Here is a 21792-nt window from a genome sequence, read left to right as displayed (position 1 = left end):
TTATAATAGTCTAAAAAAAACCAGAATTCTTACACCACCCTCTTATGATTGGTAGTTTTTAATCCAAGAAAAATGTGACTCAATAATACGCTCTTTATTCAATTTTAGATACTCTAGATAAGTTTTTGCGGCAGGAGAAAGATTCTTAGAGCTTAGCCAAATGACTTGCCATGTGGTAGAAATTGGTAAACCTTTTACAGGAATAATTTGTAACTCTTTTTCCTTAAGTTCATTTTTAATTCCAATCAGTGGCATAATTGAAAATCCCAAGCCTGCCTGAACAGCTTGTTTAACAGCCTCGTTGGAAGTCAGTTCTATTTTTTTCCGTACTTGATAACTATGTTTAGTTATAAATTGCTCCATGGCATTTCGTGTAGCAGAACCTTCTTCTCGATAGATGAGTGGCAACTTAGTAAACAATTCTTTTTGGGTAGGGACTTGTTCTAGTTCGAGTTGGCTGCCCCCTACAAAGTACAATTGGTTTTGCATAAGTTCTACGGAGTTTACTTTTAGTTTTTTAGGAAGGACAGACACGAGGGCAAAATCCACTTCATTACGCTCCATACTCCTTAGGACTTTAGTTTTATTGGTCACGTCCATGATCAAATCTACGCCCTTATGTTTGTTCATAAAATCTGATAAAAAATAGGGCATCACATATTTACCCGTGGAGGCAACGGAGATTTTAATCTTACCTGAAAGTTTACCAGCATAGGATAAAGACTTATAGTTTATGGCATCCACTTCCTCGATGATTTTCTGAGCAGCTTTAGCGATTTCCATTCCAAACTCAGTAACGTATAGCTTTCTGCCAACAACTTCAGTTAAAGGAATAGAAAACTGATCCTGTAAATTCTTCAACTGTATGGATACTGCTGGCTGAGATAAATGAAGAGTCTCTGCTGTCTTCGTTATGCTCTTACACTGTGATATTTCCAAGAATATTTGAAGTTGATGTAAAGTATATTTCATAAATAATTTTTATATAAACCATTGCAAATATAAATAAAAATAAATGTTTAAAAAATATAATATTTGCAGTGATCATTTTATCATCAAAACCTATGGAAACAAAAAATACAATTTCAAAGGAAGTCAAAGTACAAAACATCCAGTTGGTCGATGGCGAGTTCACACCCTCTCAAGCTTCTGACATTATCTCTGCTTTGATTAACCAGAAAATCAACTACCACAAGATAGAAGGTCTGCAACTTTGGGAAAGAGATCATAACAATGACCCAAAGCCGTTAAGCAATCGCATAAACGAATTGGAAAAAGAAAAAAGACTTGCGGAAGAATTTATTGCTAAACTAAAGGCAAAAGGAAAGAATTTAAAAATTAACGGCATTTTGAATTTGAGTATAGCCGATTAGCTTAAAACAAAAAGGATAAAGCTTTTACCCAACTTTCATATTCAACTTTAACTTGAAATTTATATAAATGGCTTTGAATACCAGCTCAAACACACTAACACCATCAGTTTTAACCTCTCCTGTTAAAACCTCTTCAAATCCTGTTATTTCTAAAATTGCTGCTCCCCTACTTTGGCTCTTATTTCTAGCCAGTTTGGGTGCACTTATCTATTACCAGATCGAGACACCTCAATGGAATTGGACTGATACCTTCAGAATCAATGGATTTACACTTCTCATCTGGGCGACTGTCACTTTTTTCAGTGCAATTGTAAGCACTTATTCCAAAAATTACCTCAAAGGCTTTAAGTATCACAAGCGCTTCACCTTATTAAGTTTGGGATTTACGGGGTCTGTTATGGTCTTCGTCATGTCGAATCATATTTTAGCTCTATTGCTATCTTGGTTTGCCATGGGTGTTTTTATGGCAAGACTGATAGGCGTCAATTCAGATTGGGGAGAGGCCAGAGAGGCTCAAAAGTTTTCTCAAAAGTTTTTCCTAGCAGGAACGCTGCTTTTGAGTATTGGGGTTATTTTGCTTGCCTTTTTAACCAATCACTATACATTATCAGGCATTGTCGATAATTTAGAGTCAATACCCTTTTATTTTCTTCTTATTGCCGCTCTACTTATCATCACAGCTGCCATTATACAGTCGGCTATTTATCCCTTTCACCGTTGGCTGCTTTCTGCAATGACTGCTCCAACTCCAGCCTCTGCATTGATGCATGCAGGTTTTGTAAATGGTTCGGGGATATTATTGGCCTTGTTTTCCACAGTAGTCATTGCCTCCAACACCTTAACTCTTATTTTTATCATCGGAGGACTGACCGCTATCATAGCGCAGTTCACAAAATTACTTCAGGTAAATGTTAAGCAGAAATTGGCTTGTTCTACCATCGCCCAAATGGGATTTATGATTATGCAATGCGGACTCGGCTTTTTTAATGCTGCAGTGGTCCACTTGATCTTACACGGCTTCTATAAAGCCTATCTATTTTTATCTTCTGGAGAAGAAATTGCAAATAACGCCCCTCGAAAGCCAATAGACCTTAAAATCAATCCAATGCAAATTGTAGTGGTATTGATTTTCGGAGCGCTAGGTGCTGGGTTATTTACTTTACTTACAGGAAAAACCAACTTAACCGATAGCAGTATATTTTTAACGCTTATCGTCGCCATTACCGTTGGGCAAGCCACCTACAATATTGTGAAAGAACAAAGTCTCACATTTGTACAAAAAGTAATAGTACCCAGTGCAGTATTTATAGCTGGGATAGGACTTTATGCACTTTTATTTAATGTAGTTACCTCGATCATGATAGAAATGCCAATGATTGAAGTCCCGCATTCTCTAACCGTGTTACAAATCACTTTCGGTATCATCTTCCTACTCGGTTTCTTTATTATGAAATTGGGAGTGTACAGAAAAATACCATGGCTCTACGTTAAGCTGCTCAACTTGTCTCAGCCTCATCATAAAACAGTCCTCACTTACAAAAAGTAATAAAATGACAAAAGAACAGCTTCAAAACACGATTGAGACAGCTTCCAGAGTAGTAGGTAAAACCTGGCCGTTATATTCTTTTGTGACTTCAAATCCATTATCGGGTTATGAGAAGGCTCACTTCAAAAAAGCTGCAGGAGATGCTGAACACTTACTCGGGGGGAAATCCTTCCCGAAGGCATCAGTATTTCGTGAAGCTTGGGAACAAGGAGAAATAAACAACGAAGAATTAATCGCGCTTCTATCTGAACATCATATAAAACAATCTCCAGAAGAGTGCCTTACTGAAATGGCTTCTCACAAGTCCGAGCCAACCCAAAATACCAATGGCGACTTGGACCGGATGGTTTTGAAATGGCTCATGGCTTTCCTCGATGAAGGGCTAGCAGAATGGGAACTCCCCAATAAAAGCGAAGGTTTTTTTGATGCTTGGAGACACTTGATTCCATACGATAACCAAGTTCGTGTGCGATCTATATCTGAAATTCCTAAAACTAGTGAAGAGGTTCTGCTTCAAATTTTAGAAAAGTATTCTGAAGAAGAGTGTCTTACGATTATTCAAAGTCACTTAGCTGCTTTACCTGGCTGGACTGGATATATAAAATATAGAGCAGAAGAAAATTCGATCTGGCAGCAAAATTGTAAAATCACGCTCGAAGATTACTTAGCCGTTCGTTTATGGATAGCCAACCACATCGATGCCAACATACTTCCAACTAAACCCAATCCAGAAAATAGGAATTCTTCAATAGACCTCTCCTATGTTTGGCTAAAAGCTTGGGAAAAAAGCTGGCAAAACAAACTAGAAACTGGCCTGAAAAATAAACCCAAAGAGAAAAAAGTGAATGCCCTTCCAGAGGCTCAACTTGTGTTCTGCATCGATACCCGGTCTGAGCTAATCCGGAGAAACGTGGAATCTAAAGGCCATTATGAAACCTTCGGTTACGCAGGTTTTTTTGGAATCGCCATGGACTATAAGCCTTTGGATAATGAGATCATCAGAAAATCATGCCCTCCTATTTTAAATTCTGCATATTCGGTATCAGAATTTGCTCAAGCCGATAAAGGCCATGAATTGACGGCCTATAAAAAACGACTGGAAACCCAAAAATTCACCGATTACTTTTTGAAACGCATGAAAAACATGCTCCCCTCAGCTTTTGGTTATGTAGAAGGTTCAGGTGTTTTTTATGGAATTTCTTTACTTGCTCGCACCCTAATTCCAGGACAATTATACCATCCTGATAAGGATAATAAACTATCCCACGAAGGGAGCTGTGAGCCTAAGATCAACCCCATTGAAAATAAAGATACGTCGGACGATGGGATCCCCATAGAAGAAAAAGTAGCTATTGTAAAATCCGCCTTCGCTCTTATGGGATGGAGACAGTTTTCACCACTAGTTCTTTTTGTGGGACACGGCAGCCATTCAGCTAATAATCCATTTGGATCAAGTTTGGATTGCGGCGCCTGTGCAGCTAGTCCAGGGAGGCATAATGCAAGAATGCTGGCTAAATTAGCTAACCTTCCTGAAGTTAGAACTCTATTAAAAGAGGAAGAAGGAATCACTATCCCAAAAGAAACCGTCTTCATTGGAGCAGAGCACAACACCACCACAGATGAAATCGTAGTGTTCGATTCTGAAGTTCCAAACTCTCATAAAGAAAAATTAGATCGATTGAAAATCGATTTGCAACGTGCCCAGCAAACTGCTACTGAAGAGCGTTTAGGCTCAGGATTGGGTAGTGTAAAGGCAGCACATAAAAAAACAAACGATTGGTCTGAAACACGTCCAGAATGGGGTTTAGCGAAAAACGCAGGGTTTATTGTAGGTCCTCGTTCACTTACCAAAACGATGAACTTGAACGGCAATTGTTTTCTTCATTCTTATAACTGGGAACTGGATACAACAGGTGGTGCCTTAGAAGGGATTATGCAAGGCCCTATGGTCGTTACACAATGGATCAACAATCACTATTATTTCTCATCTGTCGATAACGAAACCTACGGAGGAGGCTCTAAAATTACTCATAATATCACGGGTAAGTTTGGGGTAGTCCAAGGAAACGGCGGAGATCTAAAGATTGGTCTTCCTCTGCAGTCGGTAAATGAAACCGATGAAAAAGCCTACCATCAACCCCTGCGACTTTCGGTCTTAATTCAAGCTCCGAAGCAAAGAATACAAGAAATTTTAAACAAAAATGAAAATTTAAAATCCCTATTAGATAATGAATGGATTTACCTCTTGGTGATGGACCCAACCGATAAAAATGTTATCGTTCGTTACCAAAAGGGTATGAATTGGGTTGCCTCGACTCAAGAAGCAATCCTCAATTAGCAAAATAACCTCTATTATGAATGTCCTTTTTACAGAGTTATTTCTTGTTAATTATGATCCATGTTGGAATTAGCCAAACTTTCCAAAGGATCATACAAAAACCCAGGTAGAACCTACTCTACCTGGGTTTTACATTATACACTGAGGACAAATTTCGATTTAAGATTCTATTCTTCACTGACTATTATCATGTGTAGCTAAATTTTAAATAGTACTTTTATATAGTATAAATGTTTCAACAAATGAAAAACATCCTTTTACCTACAGACTTTTCAAAAAATTCTAAGAACGCAATAGAATATGCGATGAAATTTTTCGAAAATGAAGAGTGCCATTTCTACATCCTCAATATTCAAAAGTCGTCAGAATACATCACTGCGGATCTCGTTGCAGGTTCACAAAGTGATAGCGTTTACGACAGCATCTCAAAAAATAATAAAGCTTTAATTCACAATTTAGTCAAAGCTTTGAGTAAAAAAACCAAATCTCAAGCCTATACTTTTCATGAATTGTTTGATTATGATGATTTTGTATCGGCCATCAAGCAAGCCGTTGAGCTTAATGCTATAGACCTCATCATAATGGGCAATAACGGCGCCTCAGATGCCTCGGAGGTGATTTTCGGGAGTAATACATTACAAGTGATAAGATACGTCGATTGCCCAACACTCACGGTCCCAGAACATTATTCATACTCAAGTATTAAAGAAGTCTTATTCTCTATGCAAGATGAGGAGAAATTGACCTTTAAGGGGATAGATATTTTCAAGGACATCTTAACTATGCATAAGTGTCAACTCAATGTTCTCCAATTAGATGATACCAGCCAAACAGAAGCAAGTGAAAAAGAAGATAACCAAAGTATCCAAAAGCTTTTTCAAGATTATCCCTACACCTACTTTCACCTCAACACCATCCCTGGATTGATCGTCTTAAATACGACTACACAACTATTGAAAATAGACCTTCATGCTGTAAGTATTGAAAAGGAAACTTTCCTTAAGCGCTTATTCTTTGGCTCAGACACTTCGCAATTAGCTTACGGAACTCTTATCCCATTACTATTTCTTCACAAGGATAATTAGGACAATTCATAAGCAGAATCTTTTCCTGCTTCCCAAGCGTTCAAGTTTTTAAAAGTTGTTGAAATAATAGCTTGTAAAGCTTCATTAGTCGCAAAGCCTTGATGTGGGGTGACTAGTGTTTTAGAATGACAAAGCAGTTGGTGTAATATTGGATCTTCGGGTATCTCCTTAGAACGGTCATAAAAAAACACCCCGTGTTCAAATTCGTATACATCCGTGGCATAACCGCTTATCACATTGGCGTCCAAAGCTTTTAAAAGTTCCTCTGTATGCACGATGGCTCCCCTCGCAATATTTATAAGAACTGGTTTCTTTTTCAACTGATGCAAATAATCTTTATCAATAAGATAACGAGTATTACTATTGAGAGGCAAACATATAAAAATGATATCTGCGCTTTCAGCAATGACTTCTTTAGTGACGTATTGAACCTTATAATCCTTTATCAACTGTTCATTTTTATGTATATCATTTGCTAAAATAGAACATCCAAAGCCATGTAATATTTTGATGAGCACTTCACCAATACTCCCTGTTCCCATTACTCCCACCTTTTTTTGATGTAGATTGAAGCCAATCAAATCATCTAAGAGAAAGTTATATTCTAAGGTTTGGTGTTGTGCCTTAACAATCTTTCTGTTGAAAGTCAAACATAGTGCTATAGCGTGTTCTGCAATAGAATTTGGGGAATAACTTGGCACATTAGCCACTTTAAGGCCTAACTGCCTTGCCTTTTTCAAATCGATATTATCGTGTCCCGTAGATCTCAAGGTGATGTAGTGAATCCCCATAGCTTTTAACTTTTCGAGGACTTCAGAAGAAGCATCATCTGCAGAGAAGATTGAAATCGCATCATAGTTCATAGCTAGCTTAGCGGTAACTAAGCTTAACCGTTTCTCTGTAAAGCTTACTGCATACCTACCTTTATTCTCTTCTTTTATCAAGGAAATTTCGAAAGGCTTCGCACTGTAAATCAATACATTCATCAGTTCAATACTAGTTTTTTTTGCTTGAGGGTTTTAAAAAGTAAAGATTTATAGCGATGTATATTTCGACTTAGTCTTTTGCTCTCTATAACTTCCATCTCTCCTCGCCATATTAATTCGCGCTCTTGTCCGGGGCAAATACAAAAAAGAGAGGTTTCAATGGTATAGACTTGTTCATGCTTATTCTCTAAGTAAGCACTTTGATTATTATAATAGTAATTTTTAAAGGTTTGATAAGATTGTGCGAAGTTTTGATAAGCGTTTACCAAAGTGACTCTGTCTTTTCGATTTGTGATTTTTGTAAATAAGACGGCATCAACCCTAGCCCTAAGTAACTTTTTCTCAATGGCTTTAAGTTGTTGAAGAGATTGCTTTTGGTCTGTAAAGGAGTTTTCAAAGAAGGTGATGCTTTTTAAAGCATTTACCCCTTCTTTTTTTAAAGATTCGACCAGTGTTGTTTCATACAATTGCCTTGCCTCTTTATCTGCTGAAATCCCAACGACAAGTAGTCTACTAGCCTGAAAACTTTTGATATCTTGGTTTTTATAATCATGGATAAGTGTCGCAGAACGGCACCCTATCAAAAAAGTAGCGAAGCTTAAAACACTTATAAAAACGATTAAATATCTCATGGAAAAACTTCTGCTCTGCTTTTTTTTAAAGCATCATTTATATTTTTATGTCGATGAGATATTTTCAGACTACCTCTATTTTCTTTTTAGTTGGTTTTGAAGCGTCCTCATTTTTGGTGAGTTGGAGTTTGAGCACTTCATTTTTGTAGTTGGACTTCACTTCTTTGTTTTGGTTGACCGATTTTGGTATCTGAAGTTTAGGCTTTAGGGGATGGTAACTAAACTCCTTATGGGTATAGCCATTTTCATTTTCCTCTTCCATTTCATTTTTCTTTTCTGCTCGAATATGCAAGATATCGTTCTCCAAGCTCACTTCAATATCCTCCTTATCGAAGCCAGGTACGGCCAATTCTATTTCAAAATGAATAGGATTTTCCTTTATATTCATCGCTGGCAATTTGGCTTTTCGGTCGAAGAAAGTGTCGAGAAAGATCTCCTCATTTCCTAACCATTTTTCAACCCCGCCATTAAACCACGGAGTTCTTCTACTGTTATAGTTTACTAAAGACATAAGGCTTAAATTTTAGGGTTACTACTAGTTTACCTAAAAATAGCTTATAATCAGTAGTTTAAAAATGATAATTATCAGTTTAGAGACACTTATCTGAAATACCAATTGAACTAAAAAAGCAATTCAACCTGGTGAATTAATTAAACCGCTATAGATAATCTGTTGAGACTACTAAAAGCAATTTAGCTTCTTCGACTAAAAAGGAAATAAAGAGATTTTCTAAAAAGATTTAGACCGAAATTTCCAAAACTTGATTGTGTTTTGCAATCGTCACTTCCCAAGAAAAAGTATCCTGAATCTTAACTTTAAGGGTTTGAAGAGCTGTAGGCTCTCCGTGAATTAAAAATGTACGTTTGGGAGTGTTTTTGAGTTCGCTTAACCAATCCAAAATACCGGCCTGATCTGCATGGGCAGACAAGCTCTCTATATGGTGAACTTCGGCATTTACATCGTAATATTTTCCGTAGAATTTCAATTCATGAGCCCCCTCCAACAATTGTCGACCACGAGTCCCTTCAGCCTGGTATCCCACCAATAAAATACTTGTATTTTTCTTATCGACGAGCTGCTTAAGGTAAGTCAATACTCTACCTCCAGTCACCATACCGCTGCCTGCAATCACTATTTTGGGTCTAGGGTCATCTATAGTTTCCCAAGTTTCTTTATAGGAGGCTATAATATTCATTCGGTGTTTCATAGCAAAAAATTCGGCAGGTGGAATTTTATGCCAAGCTGCAAACCGTTCAAAAACACCAAGTACATTATTACCCATCGGGCTATCTATAAAAATGGGGATATTTGGAATTCGGTGTTCATCATGAAGCTTCCATAACAGAAACATTAAGGTTTGGAGGCGTTCGACAGCAAAGGATGGAATAATCAAAATCCCCTTATTATGAACTGTTTTGTTGATGAGTTCTATAAGTTTTTCAGACACACTATCTCTTGGATGAAGCTTATTACCATAGGTGCTTTCTAAAAACAGGTAATCTGCTCGTTGAGGCTTTTGTGGAGGCCTAAGAAGCAAATCTTCTTGTCTTCCTATATCTCCAGAAAACACAAACATTTCACCAAACATCTCTAGCTCAATAAAAGTGGCACCGATGATATGTCCATTATATTTGAATCGGAATTTTATATGTTCTGAAAGTGTGTACCATTTATCTTTTTCTGTTGAGCTAAACATCTTTAAAGTCCGCTCCGCATCTTTTATGGTATAAAACGGTAAAGCTGGATGGTGTTTGGTATAATCTTCCTTATTAGCGCGTTCTGTATCTTCTTCATTGATCTTGGCACTATCCAACAGGATAATTTTAGTAATTTCCAACGTAGGCAAGGTCCCGATGATTTTGCCCTTAAAACCCTGCTTTACAAGTCTTGGCAAATAACCGGTGTGGTCTAAGTGACCATGGGTTAATAAGACCACGTCAATTGAAGAAACCTCAAAAGGTAGGTCCTGCCAATTTTGCTCTCTAAGGGCTTTTATACCTTGAAACATCCCACAATCTACAAGTATGTTTTGCTCAGGAGTTTCCAATAGAAATTTAGATCCTGTTACTGTTTCTGAAGCTCCTAAAAAATGGATTTTTATAGTGTTCATTTTAATGTGTGTTACAGAGCATTGAAATTTCAGATAGTATTTTTGTTTTCCTCGTTTCTGAAATACCCAAATGATCTAGGTAAAAACTATCGTTTAATAATTGACGGCAGAGCACGACATCTCTGCTCAATAAAAATTGTTTTTCTCTATTAGTGATAAGTGTGGAGACGGTAACGGGATATAAGCCTAACCTATCTATGCGATCTTTTAAGCCGTTGTCTTTGGGATAATCCCAGCTTAATAAATAAAGTCCAACACATGAGCCAAAGGTGATAGCATCTAAAGTGAAACGTGTATTGGTTACTACCCACCCCTCGTTAGGACATTCTTTTGTATTCTTTTTTTCAGCGATAATATCTTGATACCTCGAGTTGATGTACAAGGGTACTTTTACATTACAAGTGTTTGTTTTTGCACTATGGAATTTACATTCAGCTACAATATGTTCTCCGTTTTTTATAGCAACAATATCCACTTCGTGTGAGACGCATTTCCCTTGTAAAACTTCTCCAATTTTTACACTGTAGCCAGAATAGGTCATTAGTGCACCTACAAATTTTTCAAAAGGAAATCCAGTAGGCCCTAATTCGTAGATGGCTTTTTTCAATTTATACTTAGAGGCATAAATCGATTTACTTTTCTTTAATAAGGCGAAAGCCCTATTGTAAATTTCCTTAGTAGAAATACCCTGATACAATTCGTCTCGAACAACATTAAGGATATTATCTACCGTTAATTCATCGGCGCCACTACTGAATAAGCTCCTCCTTAGCTTAGACAAAGAGAAATCTGCCTTTTCCCCAGAAGACTTGATGATTTTAAAGCTTTTATCTTTCATGATTTTAAACTATTAAACTCGTAAAAATGACAAAAAATGAAGGTGATATTTGTATTTATGATGTTATAAGAAAACTGAAAAAACAAATGCTAAAAATTTAAGGTCTCTTTATCAAGATCAAATTTTTTAAGGCTACAAAATCTTAGGAAAACAAACCCCTTTAAGCAAAAGCCTCTAAAAATAGATTAGATTCTAGTCACGGAAACGTCCTTAATTTCTTTTAGGCATAGTGATCATAAAAGCTCTTTTTCAAAGACACCCTTCATTAGTATTTATAGCATTAAAAATATAATAGATACGTCTTGTGAACTATGATATTTATCAGTCTCCATTAGCCATATCAATTGATTTCTAGGAATACTAATGTATTTCAAAATAGCCTTCTAAGATTGAAAACTGACCTTATTGTCTTTCTTCAGAAGGAATCACTAAAAAGGGGACCTGAGTGTGATATACAACTTGATTGATAACAGGTCTAAAAAGCATATTTTCTAAAAAATTATGTTTATTATGAATCATTACCATCAGATTGGTCTTAATCTTTATCTGAAATTGCTGTATAGCTTCAAGTACGTCTCCGCCTTCACCTAGGTGAAATAAGTGTGCGGTATGGATGAAATAATGGTCTAAAAAAGATTTGGTTTCAAGTTGAGCATCAGTGAGTGGATAACCATAATACGCATTTAAAATATGCAAACGAGAAACGTGACTATTACAAAGTTCGCGAAGCATCGTTAAATATGTGTTGGTTTTCCTTAGATTAAAGTCTGTGGGAAACAAAATATCTTTGGGAGCTTCGTAGTCAAAATTCGCAGGTACGGCCAATAAAGGACAATTCAATTTCTTGATGGCATACATGGTTTGTGTTCCTATAAAGACCTCTTTAGCTCCTGTAGCTCCTTGAGTACCCATCACTACAACACCTATATTCTTTTCGTTAATCAAGTTCTCCATTTCAGGGAGCAGTAAATTGAAGGAAACCTGCCCTTTTGTCCTGTGTTTTGGGTTTGGAAACTGACTCTGAATCTTATCCAAAAGAGCATTCATCTTTTTTTGAGCACTTTTTTCTGCTATGGTATGAAGAGATAATGCTGTTTCGCTATCCAACATGCTTCCAGATGAAATCATGACAGGAGTATAGGTGTGTAGAATAAAAAATTCACAACTATCCTCTTTGAACATTTGCAATGCGTATTGTATGGAGTTATAGGCATTATCAGAAAAATCTGTAGGCAAGAGTATTCGTTTCATGATATCAAGTGTTGAGTTAGCGATTTAGATTCTGTAAGACTAAAAAGGGAATCTTAATTTGTAAGCCTATTTTTTCAATAGTAGAATGATAAAGCAAGTTTTCTAGATACGAATGCCTTTGATTCACCATCACTAACATGTCGAAATTTTGTTCTTGTAATACTTTATTTATTCCTTCAGTAATATTTTTCCCAGTTTCCTGGATAAAGTCTGTTTTGTTTTCTCTTAAACAGTATTCTGAAAAGGAACGATTGTCTTGTTGTCTTCGAGATAAGCTTTTATAATCTGAGATAAATACCATGTAAATAACGGCATAGAGCTGCATCGCCAAGGTGCTCAGTAATCTTAACTCTCGCTTTTTAAAAGGAAGCATATAGTCGGTCGCAAAACCGATAGTGTGAAGAGAGGTCTCTTTAAAGCCTGTTGGAATTGCTAAAACTGGGCATTTAATATATTTTATAACTTGGAGTGTGTGGCTACCAAAAGAGATCTCTTTATTGTTGGTCTCCCCTTTGGTTCCCATAATCACAAGGTCGATATTTTCCCTTTCTACACTATCATTGGTCTCATCCACTAAGCTTCCAAAACAGGCTTCGTAAGTAAAGGTATGTTTAGAATTTGGAGAAAGCTCAGAAAATTCTATCACCTCGTTTTGTAGCTGACTTTCCGCTTTCAGACAGGTGTTTTCTTTGAACACATTGAACGATTCTTGATCCATTTCCATCCCATTCTTATACACCTCATCTGCATAAGCATGCATAATTATAAATTCACTCTCCTGATGTTTGAATAGCTCCAAACCATATTGTATTGCATTTTTTGCAGTTTCGGAGAAGTCTGTAGGAATCAATATCTTTAGCATGTTGTTATTTTTTAAGTTTATTCAAGAACTTTAAGACGAACCGACCAAAGATGAATTCGTCACCTAATTTCACAATTTCGAGCTCAACCTTGGAAAGTCTGACTTGTAGCATAGAGCTTTAAATCCTTAATAGGGGATTAAAATTACTCACCTCTGTCGATTGTAAAATGATAAATATCATAATCGCCTATGCAATGCATTTTTTATTCGTGCAAAACCAAAAATGGAACCTGCATAGGATGGTTTTTTTGTGGACCCTTTGGTTTAAATAGTAGACGCTGAAAAAGGTTTAAATTTTTGGCAATCATTGCGATCATATCAATTTGCATAACATCTACGAAGGACTGAACCGCCGTTTCCAAGTTTGGATTTTCTATGACATGAAAGCTATGAGAAACCTCTTTCAATTGGTCTTTGAGAAGCTCTCGATTGTTATTTTGAGAATCCTCTAAAATTTTTTTAGCCCCTGCTACTCGCAAGACATTAATTGACGATTTGTAAGTTTGAGACACCTCCAGCAAAGTCTGCATAACCTTATTTTTATAAACCATATTAAAATCGGTAAGGAAACCGATATGAATTGGTTTTTTAAAAACAGCTTTTTCTGGAATTATAAACACAGGGCATTTTACTCGTGTAATAACCTTGGCTGTTTTACTGCCAATAGTCTTACCTGTAAGGCAATAACATCCCTTAGACCCCATAACCAACAAATCTATAGAATGCTTGATGATGTACGTTTTTATAGCCTCTACAAAAAAGGACTTTACACTTTCCTGCTTGAAATTATGATTGACTGAAGTATCGTAAGTGGACACTTTTTGCATCCATTCTTTCATTTTTAAAATCTTTTTTTCCGGAATTATCTTTGTAGAAATAAGGTCATCGTAATGCAAAGGATTCTTACTTAGGTCGTTTGGCGTTTCTATGTGTAAAAAATGAAAAGTGGTATTTACACTTTTAAAAAACTGTAAAGCATAGCTCGTAGCGTTCCACGCATGCTGAGAAAAATCGGTAGGTATTAAAATATGCTGCATCGTCATTATTGTGGGAACAAAAGTATCGATGTCAACGACTTATAAATATGATAAAAATCAACTAAAGGATTATTGTACTTCTGCCAAACTTTCCAATTGAAGAATTTTTATGTTACGGCCTGCTATTTCAATCAATCCTTTTTTCTTGAATTCAGACAGAGTTCTTATCAAACTTTCTGGAGCTATGCCCGCTACGCTTGCCAAATCACTTCTAGAAATATTTATAGCATCCTCTGGTTTTTTATTCAATAGAAAAGCAAACTGAAGTAGGGTTTGTGCTGTTTTTTTTCTCACTGAACTGTAAGCCATTTGCAGTAACTGCTTCTTTATTTCAGAAACAGACTCTGTAAGGAGATTCATTAATTCCAACGAGACATTTTGATTTTGAGCTAAAATAGCAGTTAACTCATTTTTTGAGATACCCGCCAATTCCACTTCTTCTACAGCAGTAGCTGTTTCTTGGTATGGAATATTACCTGTAAAAGAGGTAAACCCTAAAAAGTCATCAGGTTTGTACAAGGCTGTAATAAGCTCTTTACCATTTTCCTCCATTTTATGACTTTTAACAACCCCATTGAGAATAAGAAATATTTTATGAGACGGCGCACTTTCTTTAAAAATAACTTCTCCCTTTTTAAACTTCAAAATCTCTCCGGTATCATCAAAAAGATTTTTTAGCTCATTTAGATTCCGAACATCTTCTTCAGCTTCATTAGTATGGGAAGGAGTTTCTTTCATCGTTGAAAGAATTTTAACTTTAGCGAGCCGACTCTCAATAGCACTTAGCAAATCCTCTTCTTCGAAGGGTTTGGTGAGGTAATCGTCAGCGCCAAGATCCATTCCTTTTCGTATTTCTTTATGTTCGGTTTTTGCTGAAAGAAAAATAAAGGGAATGTGAGTGGTGGTAGGCTCCAAAGAAACCGCTTCCAAAACCCCATAGCCATCGACTTCTGGCATCATGATATCACAAATAATAAGGTCTGGTAGTTGTTTTTTGGCAACTTCGATACCTATTTTTCCATTAGCGGCTGAATGTACCGTGTAATCTGAGAGTTCTAGTAGCTCTGCTGTATTCTCCCTCAATGCGCTATCATCTTCTATTAAAAGTATTGTTTTCATAGTTGTATATTAAGAGGTCTCTAACGGGATGCTCACCTTAAATTCTGAGCCCTTTCCTTCAATACTTGTAAAAGTAATGGTCCCTCCTAAATTTTCTAGGTGGGTTTTTACAATATTTAGACCAATACCTGTTCCTTGATTCAATAGAGCGTTTTCTGCTCTAAAATATCTGTTGAAAATATATTTCTGTTCTGCTTCAGGAATTCCAATCCCTTCATCGCAAATATAAAAAACTAATGTACCCTCATTTTCTTCAACTACAATATTAACGGTAGACTCTTCAGAAGAATACTTAATAGCATTATTGATGAGGTTGGTTAATATAAGTTCTAAAATCTTTTCATCGAAGTTTAAATAAATTGCATCTATCTGGTCTGGATATTCAATATGCTGGTTTTCTTTTAAAAGCATGTTTGCATCATAAATAACTTCATTTACCACTTTGCTAATAGGAAATTTTGAAAATGAATAAGTAAACTTTCCACTTTCTAAACGCTCTATGGATAAAAAATCGTTGATGATATTATTCAAATACTTGACCTTACCTCGAATCGTTTTTAAATGTTTTTCACGTTTCTCTTGCTGCTCTTCCTTGGGGTATTTTCCAGCTAAAGTCGCAGAGGTCATTATGCCGCTAAGAGGCGTTTTAAATTCATGAGCTACCAAGGACAAAAACTTGGTCTTTAGTTCTCCTAGTTCCTGTTCTTTTGTTAAGGCTTTTTGAAGTTGACGCGTACGTTGGTCAACAGTTTCCTCTAGTTTCTGGGTGTATTTTTCCTGCTCTGTAATATCGAGTATTATAGCTACCAGCATGTCATTTTCTCGCAAAGATGATTTCTGAAGGTGAACTTCCACAGGATATAGAGTGCCATCTTTCCGTTTATGGACAGAATTAAATTTCAACTTTTCCAGAGAATCCTCGAGCAGCGGTGTGATTTTTTCTACAAACTGAGCTTTATCAAAATCTGGCTTGATGTCCAGAGGAGTCATGGTTTTAAGCTCTTCAAGTGAATAGCCTATATTTTTTAAAGCTCCTTTATTTACATTTAAAAATTGAAGCGTTTTAGAATCAAAAATGAAAATCTCGTTAAGAGATTCGTTGAATATTTTTGCCCAATGTTGCAACTCCTGTTCAGCTTTTTTTCTTACCGAAATATCTATGACTAGGGCCATCACATAATCATTCTCATAAACACTAAAAGGATTAAGACCTGCTTCAACAGGGAATTCACTACCATCTTTGCGGCGGCCGTATAAATCACGCCCTCGGCCCATCTGTCGCTTTTGCCCTTTTTCCATAAACCCACTCACGTGCTCATTATGCCCATGACGGTATTGGTTGGGAATGAGAATATCCAAATGCTGCCCCACCAATTCTTTTTTTTCATATCCGAAAATCTGATTGGCGGAGTCGTTGGTCTCCACGATAATGTGAGAGGTATTTACGATAACAATACCTTCTGAAACTGCTTCAGAAAGAATTTTAAAAATATTAGTCCCTTTTTTAAATACGTCCATTTTTTAAAGATACGTAAATATAAACCTGATGAATATCATAGTTCTTTACAATTTTAAAAGATATGTATAATCTAAAGGCACTTATAATTCGAGACCAATATTCCGACTAAAACAAACTTTCATCTCAATTCGTCTAATTTTAGTTAAAATTTTACTAACTTACTTCGTAATTAAAATTATTTTAAGCCAAAAGTAACTATAAAAAATTGACTTAAAATAATGTTGGGAATAAGCCGAAAAGCCAATCAAACTCTGAAGTAGGTCAATAAAACATTTTAATTATGAGAAAACATATTTTTAAAGCTTTTGTATTACTATCTATCATTTCAATTTCAAGCTGTGAGTCAGACGATACAGATGAATTATTTGCTCCAACTATAACAAATGAAACAACGAGTGGTAATTTAGAAGCCAATTACACTTCAATAAAAATAAGCGGAAGTGTATCCTCTGAAGGAGTTAATGAAATCACTTCTCGTGGTGTTTGCTGGAGTACTAGTGAAAATCCTACAATTGATGACGATAAAACTACAGAATCATCAAATACCTTTACAAGTACAATTACTGATTTAGTTGCTAATACGACCTATTATTTTAGAATTTATGCTACCAATAGTGATAATAAATCTACAGCAGGAACAAGCTATGGTGCACAACAATCTTTTAGTACATCAAGTTTAGATGGCACTATGTGGGATTTTTTAATTACTTATGACAATGGTCAAACAGCGAATGGCGATGTCACTTTTAATCCAGATGGAACTACGCTTTATGATGAACCTAGCTCGCCTGGGACTTATACCTCCTATGGAACCTGGTCTTTAAATGGAAATATACTAACTTATGATATTGATACCGATACCACTAACAACGATTACTATCTATTTACAGGAACTCTTTTAGGCAATACGATGAGCGGCACAGCTACCTTTAACCCAAATCCAATTAATTGGAGTGCTACAGAATATTAAGCTTGTAAAGTAAACAACAGGATATGCTTTTAATAGCAATTATAAACCTGCTTAAAAATTCCAATAGATAGTAGAATGTACGGATTTAAACAGGTTTATAATTGCTCAATAAAGTGCTTAAACTCACATCTAGTTATATACTAACTTGGTTTATAGAACTAATGGAAAAGATACATAAGACAGAATTATATTTTTACCAAAAACTTGGCGAGCTTTTCTATGCGATTTCAGCATCAGACCAACTCGTAAAAGAAGAAGAATATAAGGCCTTAGTTCAAATTGTTGAAAAAGAATGGAAAAGCGAAAGCGACTACGATAATGAATTCAATACCAATGCTGCTAATCAAATTTCCATCGTGTTTAACTGGTTTGATTATGAGCGTATGGATTCTGAAGAGTGTTATAAAAACTTTGTAAATTTTTATTTGGAGCATAAAACTCTGTTTACAGAGAAAAAGAAAAGTCTTATTTTAAAAACGGCTCAAACCATAACTGATGCCTTGGGGGGAACAAATAAAAGCGAACTTATCATGATTACAAAATTAAGGCTGCTTTTTGAGAAAGAGTAGATTTTATAGGACTAGAGAGTCGTGGAAGTATAGCCATTCTAGTGGTTGAGTTTTAGAAATGTCTAGTCCTAAAAATCCACTTAGAACAAGATAAGGTTTTTTTAAAAAAAAAGTTATTGCCTGAATAGAATAGCTTAAACCACCCAAAAGCATCAAAAACTAGGTTATGCTATAAAGGAGCTACTGAATACTCTAAAACTTATTCAGTAGCTCCTTTCGGTTTTCATAATTAAAACTTAGCTGTTGGTTTTAACTAAGAGGATATATTTTGATCTGTAAATTTCGCTTTCCGTTTTTTGAGTTGTCTCTCAATATCACTAATAGTTTCTTTTACGGCCATTTCATAATTCTTTTCATTGGAGGTTGCAAATAGTTTTGGGCCAGGAAGGCTAACCTCCATATCGCAGATATTTCCCATTTCGGTAGGATCATTCTCGGTTTTAATAAAGACGTCTATACGAATTATCCATTCGTATTTCTTAAAAATCCTTTGAAGTTTCTCGGTGATAAACTCACTCAAGCTTTCACTAGTCTCCACTTTGACAAACTGGATATTGATATTCATAGCTTTTAATTTTTATTTCAGTTTAAACTTAACTATTAATTCTGTAAAATCCTATGACATTTCTCAACTAAAGTGAAGCTTATGATCTACTCTTTATATCAGGAATCTTAATCACTTCTAAAGTGGTAGAGGCCATTCGTACTTGACCTTCAGTCTCTTTTATTTTTTTTATAAATCTCCTCGTTTAGCAAATGCTGAGTTAGCCTACGTTTTTTATGATCGACGATATATCGCAAATTGAATTTTACCCAATTATCGATAAGAGAGATCGCAAGAGTAGAATCTAACATCGCATCCTCAATATAAAATTTGTTTAGTATTATTTGACTTTATAGCTCAAAAAAAAGTGGTCAATTATCTGTTTTTTTTTAACCATCAATCCATCTTTTTTGGGTATTTATACAACTCGCTATTTGTTGTGCTTTCGTGCTTTTTAATTTCCCTTTTTTGAGCCACTTACTATCCTTGAAATAATTCCTTTTTGGTCTGTAAATTCTGCTATAAGTATACCAGCCACGTGGAGTACGATAAATCCAATCAAGTAATAAATACCGAGTACATGGATTTCTTCCATTGGCTTTTTTAATTCTTTTGGTCCAAATTCTATTATGAGGCCAGTAGCTAACGAAATAACAACACAGACATAAAAAATGATATAGGTCCATTTTTGAAATTTCTCCTTAGTGGATAGATTTTTACCAAAAGGATTTTGAAAATTCATTTTTCCAAAAAGAGGAAGAATAAAACGCAGACTGAATAATCCTGTCAATATATATCCTAAATAAATATGCCAGTTCCACATGGGCTGTCTTATTTCTTTTGCTAAAACAATGAGTTGTTCTTGAGATAAATTCTGGCCAGTATCACTCAAATACTCTTGTATGATAGCAGCCACATTATACTTGTTCATCCACGTTAATCGCAAAAAGATCGTAATTAACAATAACAGAAATGAAACTGCTATTGCCCAATGAATAATTCGATAGAGTTTAGAATACTTTGTCATTTCCATAATTTTAAGTTTTAGTACTTAGCACAATTGAGTTGTAACTTGTAAGCCGTTTGATAAGCCTTTGGGAATGTCTTTGCCTCGTGTAGGCTTACCAAAGCGCCTATAAATAGTGGATGCAATCTATTCAGATTCAAAATTATTGCAAATCAAAGCGATCGAGGTTCATTACTTTAGTCCAAGCTTTTACAAAGTCATTTACAAATTTCTCTTTTGCATCGTTGCTGGCATAAACCTCGGATAGGGCTCTAAGCTCAGAGTTTGAAACGAAAATAAGGTCTGCTCGGGTTGCAGTCCATTTAAGATCACCTGTTTTTCTATCTCTGCCTTCAAACTCTTCATCTGTCTCTGAGGTAGCCTTCCATTCTGTACCCATATCCAAAAGATTTACGAAGAAATCGTTGGTTAAAGTACCAGGATTATTTGTGAAAACTCCGCGTTTAGAGCCTTTATAATTGGCATCCAATACGCGCAACCCACCAACAAGAACTGTCATTTCGGGTGCAGTTAAGGTGAGTAATTGCGCTTTATCCACCAATAACTTTTCGGTAGAGAAGTCATATTTAGTTTTCAGATAATTACGGAAACCATCCGCATTTGGCTCAAGCACTGCCATAGAGCTTATGTCTGTTTTTTTCTGAGAAGCATCTACTTCAGGAAATAATACAATCACAAATACATCCCCACTGTAGGTTTGCGAAAACACCAAGGCCCCACCAGATATAAATTGGAATTCAGGAATTTGGTTAGTGCAATCCATGAGTTCCTCTGGAAACGATTCAAAACTTATATTAATAGCTTCACTATTATGAATCCAATTGAGCTCTTGTACTTTCCATCCAATCGCATACTTTTCAACAATAGCCGTTAGGGTGTTGAGCAGAAACGACTTTGTATGTTCCTTCCACTTTGTTTTCTTGTCAACCACAGTTTTTATAGAGAGCTTATAATCTGTAATGCGCTCTTCTAGATGTTCGATTTTCATACGTTCTATTCTTTACGTGATTTAGCTTCTTTTCTCGCTGCGCGCTCCTGTTTTCTGAAGTAGCCCCGAAATAAAAAGTTATGCTTTAAGGCTTCCATGTTTTCATTAAGCTTTCGGGAAGCTTCTTTTATTTCAACCATAGTAGAATCTATGGTTTTTGGCAAAGTCTCATTTTTCGTGAGATAATTGAAGGCACTTTCTTTATCTTGTAGTTCAGAGATCATAAGATTCAGTTGCTGAGTTGTTTCTGAAATATCTACACCAGATTGCTCTAAATTTGTAATTAAACCACCGACTTGGTGACCTACCAAAGTATCGTTCAAAAGAATCCCTACTGCACTTTTTTCCATATCGACTTTAGAAAATTTATAATGAAGTGTACTTATAAGTCCACCAGCATCGTCCGTGGTTTGTTTTAAATTCTGCAAAGTTGCGCGGAGGTCTTGAGTCAGTAAGGAATCTGTAATCAACGCCCCTAAGGCACCATCTCCTTGCAGAATCTTATTGGTAATTTTCAATAGATCTGCGGTGAGTAAGGCTGCATTTTCATTGGTCACATTAAGGGTTGAAAGCATATCGTCTGCACCTATTTTGCTATAGGTATCTATGGTATCTCCAGACTTTATCGTTAATAAATTCTTTTTACCAGGAAGAATATTTATCACCATGCTTCCTACCAAACCATCGGAGCCAATGGTAGCAGTAGCGTCTTTTTTAATAAATGCTCCTGTTTTTTCTTCCACCATCATTTGTACAACAATAGTAGCCTCATCCATCATTTCAATAGTAGCTACTGTACCAACATTGATCCCAGAATAGCGAACATTATTGCCTAATTGTAAGCCATTAACATTTTGGAAAACGGCATAAACCTCCATATTTTTACTAAAGAGATGTTGCCTATTCCCAATAAAATAAAGAGCAGCCACTAAAATAATGGTACCTAGAACAACAAATAATCCAACACGGGCTTTATGGGGGGCTGATTGTTTCATAT

Annotated in this window: 20 protein-coding genes and 1 pseudogene; 6 read left to right on the top strand and 15 right to left on the bottom strand. The window is 35.9% G+C overall.

Going from position 1 to position 21792, the window contains the following annotated elements; all coding sequences use genetic code 11:
• Window positions 1–42 precede the first annotated feature (42 nt).
• Complete coding sequence (locus tag PGOND44_RS11280; protein WP_003441967.1) at window positions 43–972, bottom strand: LysR family transcriptional regulator; 930 nt, start codon at window positions 970–972, stop codon at window positions 43–45.
• A gap of 92 nt (window positions 973–1064) precedes the next feature.
• Here PGOND44_RS11280 and PGOND44_RS11275 point away from each other — a divergent pair, with 92 nt between their 5' ends.
• The 4 genes from PGOND44_RS11275 to PGOND44_RS11260 all read left to right on the top strand — a co-directional run bounded on the left by PGOND44_RS11275 (window position 1065) and on the right by PGOND44_RS11260 (window position 6342).
• Window positions 1065–1373 carry a hypothetical protein gene (locus PGOND44_RS11275; protein ID WP_003441946.1) on the top strand — a complete coding sequence of 103 codons (309 nt, stop codon included), beginning with the start codon at window positions 1065–1067 and terminating at the stop codon, window positions 1371–1373.
• Between the two features lie 67 nt (window positions 1374–1440).
• On the top strand, window positions 1441–2919 hold the full coding sequence (locus PGOND44_RS11270) for a proton-conducting transporter transmembrane domain-containing protein (protein WP_003441943.1): 1479 nt from the start codon (window positions 1441–1443) through the stop codon (window positions 2917–2919).
• Between the two features lie 4 nt (window positions 2920–2923).
• Window positions 2924–5257: a DUF2309 domain-containing protein gene (locus PGOND44_RS11265; RefSeq protein WP_003441940.1), complete on the top strand. Its 2334-nt coding sequence runs from the start codon at window positions 2924–2926 to the stop codon at window positions 5255–5257.
• Window positions 5258–5499: 242 nt separating this feature from the next.
• Window positions 5500–6342, top strand: coding sequence for a universal stress protein (locus PGOND44_RS11260; protein WP_236611992.1), 843 nt, complete (start codon window positions 5500–5502; stop codon window positions 6340–6342).
• Here PGOND44_RS11260 and PGOND44_RS11255 read toward each other — a convergent pair.
• The 10 genes from PGOND44_RS11255 to PGOND44_RS11210 all read right to left on the bottom strand — a co-directional run bounded on the left by PGOND44_RS11255 (window position 6339) and on the right by PGOND44_RS11210 (window position 16696).
• Window positions 6339–7328, bottom strand: coding sequence for an NAD(P)-dependent oxidoreductase (locus PGOND44_RS11255; RefSeq protein WP_003441926.1), 990 nt, complete (start codon window positions 7326–7328; stop codon window positions 6339–6341). The genes PGOND44_RS11260 and PGOND44_RS11255 overlap by 4 nt on opposite strands.
• Window positions 7328–7960: a hypothetical protein gene (locus PGOND44_RS11250; protein WP_003441922.1), complete on the bottom strand. Its 633-nt coding sequence runs from the start codon at window positions 7958–7960 to the stop codon at window positions 7328–7330. Before PGOND44_RS11250 ends, PGOND44_RS11255 begins: the two co-directional genes overlap by 1 nt.
• 64 nt (window positions 7961–8024) lie before the next feature.
• Entirely contained in the window at window positions 8025–8471 is a 447-nt protein-coding gene (locus PGOND44_RS11245) for an Hsp20/alpha crystallin family protein (protein ID WP_003441911.1), read from the bottom strand.
• A 229-nt stretch (window positions 8472–8700) separates the two neighbouring features.
• A complete protein-coding gene (locus tag PGOND44_RS11240; RefSeq protein WP_003441904.1) occupies window positions 8701–10071 on the bottom strand; it encodes an MBL fold metallo-hydrolase RNA specificity domain-containing protein in 1371 nt (456 codons plus the stop codon).
• A 1-nt stretch (window position 10072) separates the two neighbouring features.
• The gene (locus PGOND44_RS11235) at window positions 10073–10909 is read right to left on the bottom strand and encodes a hypothetical protein (protein WP_003441901.1); all 837 of its coding nucleotides are present in this window, start codon (window positions 10907–10909) and stop codon (window positions 10073–10075) included.
• A gap of 402 nt (window positions 10910–11311) precedes the next feature.
• The gene (locus PGOND44_RS11230) at window positions 11312–12160 is read right to left on the bottom strand and encodes a universal stress protein (RefSeq protein WP_003441889.1); all 849 of its coding nucleotides are present in this window, start codon (window positions 12158–12160) and stop codon (window positions 11312–11314) included.
• A gap of 16 nt (window positions 12161–12176) precedes the next feature.
• On the bottom strand, window positions 12177–13022 hold the full coding sequence (locus PGOND44_RS11225) for a universal stress protein (RefSeq protein ID WP_003441861.1): 846 nt from the start codon (window positions 13020–13022) through the stop codon (window positions 12177–12179).
• A 203-nt stretch (window positions 13023–13225) separates the two neighbouring features.
• Entirely contained in the window at window positions 13226–14059 is an 834-nt protein-coding gene (locus PGOND44_RS11220; protein ID WP_003441858.1) for a universal stress protein, read from the bottom strand.
• Between the two features lie 69 nt (window positions 14060–14128).
• Window positions 14129–15178: a response regulator gene (locus tag PGOND44_RS11215; RefSeq protein ID WP_003441854.1), complete on the bottom strand. Its 1050-nt coding sequence runs from the start codon at window positions 15176–15178 to the stop codon at window positions 14129–14131.
• A gap of 9 nt (window positions 15179–15187) precedes the next feature.
• The gene (locus PGOND44_RS11210) at window positions 15188–16696 is read right to left on the bottom strand and encodes a sensor histidine kinase (RefSeq protein WP_003441851.1); all 1509 of its coding nucleotides are present in this window, start codon (window positions 16694–16696) and stop codon (window positions 15188–15190) included.
• Window positions 16697–16977: 281 nt separating this feature from the next.
• On the opposite strand from PGOND44_RS11210, the gene PGOND44_RS11205 reads away from it, so the two are divergent.
• Window positions 16978–17667 carry a fibronectin type III domain-containing protein gene (locus PGOND44_RS11205; protein WP_003441849.1) on the top strand — a complete coding sequence of 230 codons (690 nt, stop codon included), beginning with the start codon at window positions 16978–16980 and terminating at the stop codon, window positions 17665–17667.
• A 161-nt stretch (window positions 17668–17828) separates the two neighbouring features.
• On the top strand, window positions 17829–18236 hold the full coding sequence (locus tag PGOND44_RS11200; protein ID WP_003441845.1) for a hypothetical protein: 408 nt from the start codon (window positions 17829–17831) through the stop codon (window positions 18234–18236).
• 253 nt (window positions 18237–18489) lie between these two features.
• Here the strand turns inward: PGOND44_RS11200 and hpf are convergent, their stop codons facing one another.
• From hpf to PGOND44_RS11180, 4 genes and pseudogenes are all read right to left on the bottom strand, one after another.
• On the bottom strand, window positions 18490–18801 hold the full coding sequence (hpf, locus tag PGOND44_RS11195) for a ribosome hibernation-promoting factor, HPF/YfiA family (protein ID WP_003441843.1): 312 nt from the start codon (window positions 18799–18801) through the stop codon (window positions 18490–18492).
• Window positions 18802–19234: 433 nt separating this feature from the next.
• Window positions 19235–19813, bottom strand: coding sequence for a cytochrome b/b6 domain-containing protein (locus PGOND44_RS11190; RefSeq protein ID WP_003441839.1), 579 nt, complete (start codon window positions 19811–19813; stop codon window positions 19235–19237).
• A gap of 136 nt (window positions 19814–19949) precedes the next feature.
• Window positions 19950–20462: pseudogene (locus tag PGOND44_RS15900) on the bottom strand (peroxidase family protein); the annotation flags it as partial.
• Between the two features lie 338 nt (window positions 20463–20800).
• Window positions 20801–21790, bottom strand: a complete 990-nt coding sequence (locus tag PGOND44_RS11180; protein ID WP_003441836.1) for an MlaD family protein — start codon at window positions 21788–21790, stop codon at window positions 20801–20803.
• Between the last annotated feature and the right edge of the window lie 2 nt (window positions 21791–21792).

This window comes from Psychroflexus gondwanensis ACAM 44, from assembly GCF_000355905.1.
In the GTDB taxonomy this organism is placed as follows: Bacteria; Bacteroidota; Bacteroidia; order Flavobacteriales; family Flavobacteriaceae; genus Psychroflexus; species Psychroflexus gondwanensis.
Note: the sequence above shows the minus strand (reverse complement) of the source record. Positions and strands in the feature narration are given on the sequence as shown.

Coding starts and splice junctions, on each gene's coding strand:
- PGOND44_RS11280 (WP_003441967.1), bottom strand. CDS start 972: ATGAAATATACTTTACATCAACTTCAAATATTCTTGGAAATATCACAG.
- PGOND44_RS11275 (WP_003441946.1), top strand. CDS start 1,065: ATGGAAACAAAAAATACAATTTCAAAGGAAGTCAAAGTACAAAACATC.
- PGOND44_RS11270 (WP_003441943.1), top strand. CDS start 1,441: ATGGCTTTGAATACCAGCTCAAACACACTAACACCATCAGTTTTAACC.
- PGOND44_RS11265 (WP_003441940.1), top strand. CDS start 2,924: ATGACAAAAGAACAGCTTCAAAACACGATTGAGACAGCTTCCAGAGTA.
- PGOND44_RS11260 (WP_236611992.1), top strand. CDS start 5,500: ATGAAAAACATCCTTTTACCTACAGACTTTTCAAAAAATTCTAAGAAC.
- PGOND44_RS11255 (WP_003441926.1), bottom strand. CDS start 7,328: ATGAATGTATTGATTTACAGTGCGAAGCCTTTCGAAATTTCCTTGATA.
- PGOND44_RS11250 (WP_003441922.1), bottom strand. CDS start 7,960: ATGAGATATTTAATCGTTTTTATAAGTGTTTTAAGCTTCGCTACTTTT.
- PGOND44_RS11245 (WP_003441911.1), bottom strand. CDS start 8,471: ATGTCTTTAGTAAACTATAACAGTAGAAGAACTCCGTGGTTTAATGGC.
- PGOND44_RS11240 (WP_003441904.1), bottom strand. CDS start 10,071: ATGAACACTATAAAAATCCATTTTTTAGGAGCTTCAGAAACAGTAACA.
- PGOND44_RS11235 (WP_003441901.1), bottom strand. CDS start 10,909: ATGAAAGATAAAAGCTTTAAAATCATCAAGTCTTCTGGGGAAAAGGCA.
- PGOND44_RS11230 (WP_003441889.1), bottom strand. CDS start 12,160: ATGAAACGAATACTCTTGCCTACAGATTTTTCTGATAATGCCTATAAC.
- PGOND44_RS11225 (WP_003441861.1), bottom strand. CDS start 13,022: ATGCTAAAGATATTGATTCCTACAGACTTCTCCGAAACTGCAAAAAAT.
- PGOND44_RS11220 (WP_003441858.1), bottom strand. CDS start 14,059: ATGCAGCATATTTTAATACCTACCGATTTTTCTCAGCATGCGTGGAAC.
- PGOND44_RS11215 (WP_003441854.1), bottom strand. CDS start 15,178: ATGAAAACAATACTTTTAATAGAAGATGATAGCGCATTGAGGGAGAAT.
- PGOND44_RS11210 (WP_003441851.1), bottom strand. CDS start 16,696: ATGGACGTATTTAAAAAAGGGACTAATATTTTTAAAATTCTTTCTGAA.
- PGOND44_RS11205 (WP_003441849.1), top strand. CDS start 16,978: ATGAGAAAACATATTTTTAAAGCTTTTGTATTACTATCTATCATTTCA.
- PGOND44_RS11200 (WP_003441845.1), top strand. CDS start 17,829: ATGGAAAAGATACATAAGACAGAATTATATTTTTACCAAAAACTTGGC.
- hpf (WP_003441843.1), bottom strand. CDS start 18,801: ATGAATATCAATATCCAGTTTGTCAAAGTGGAGACTAGTGAAAGCTTG.
- PGOND44_RS11190 (WP_003441839.1), bottom strand. CDS start 19,813: ATGGAAATGACAAAGTATTCTAAACTCTATCGAATTATTCATTGGGCA.
- PGOND44_RS11180 (WP_003441836.1), bottom strand. CDS start 21,790: ATGAAACAATCAGCCCCCCATAAAGCCCGTGTTGGATTATTTGTTGTT.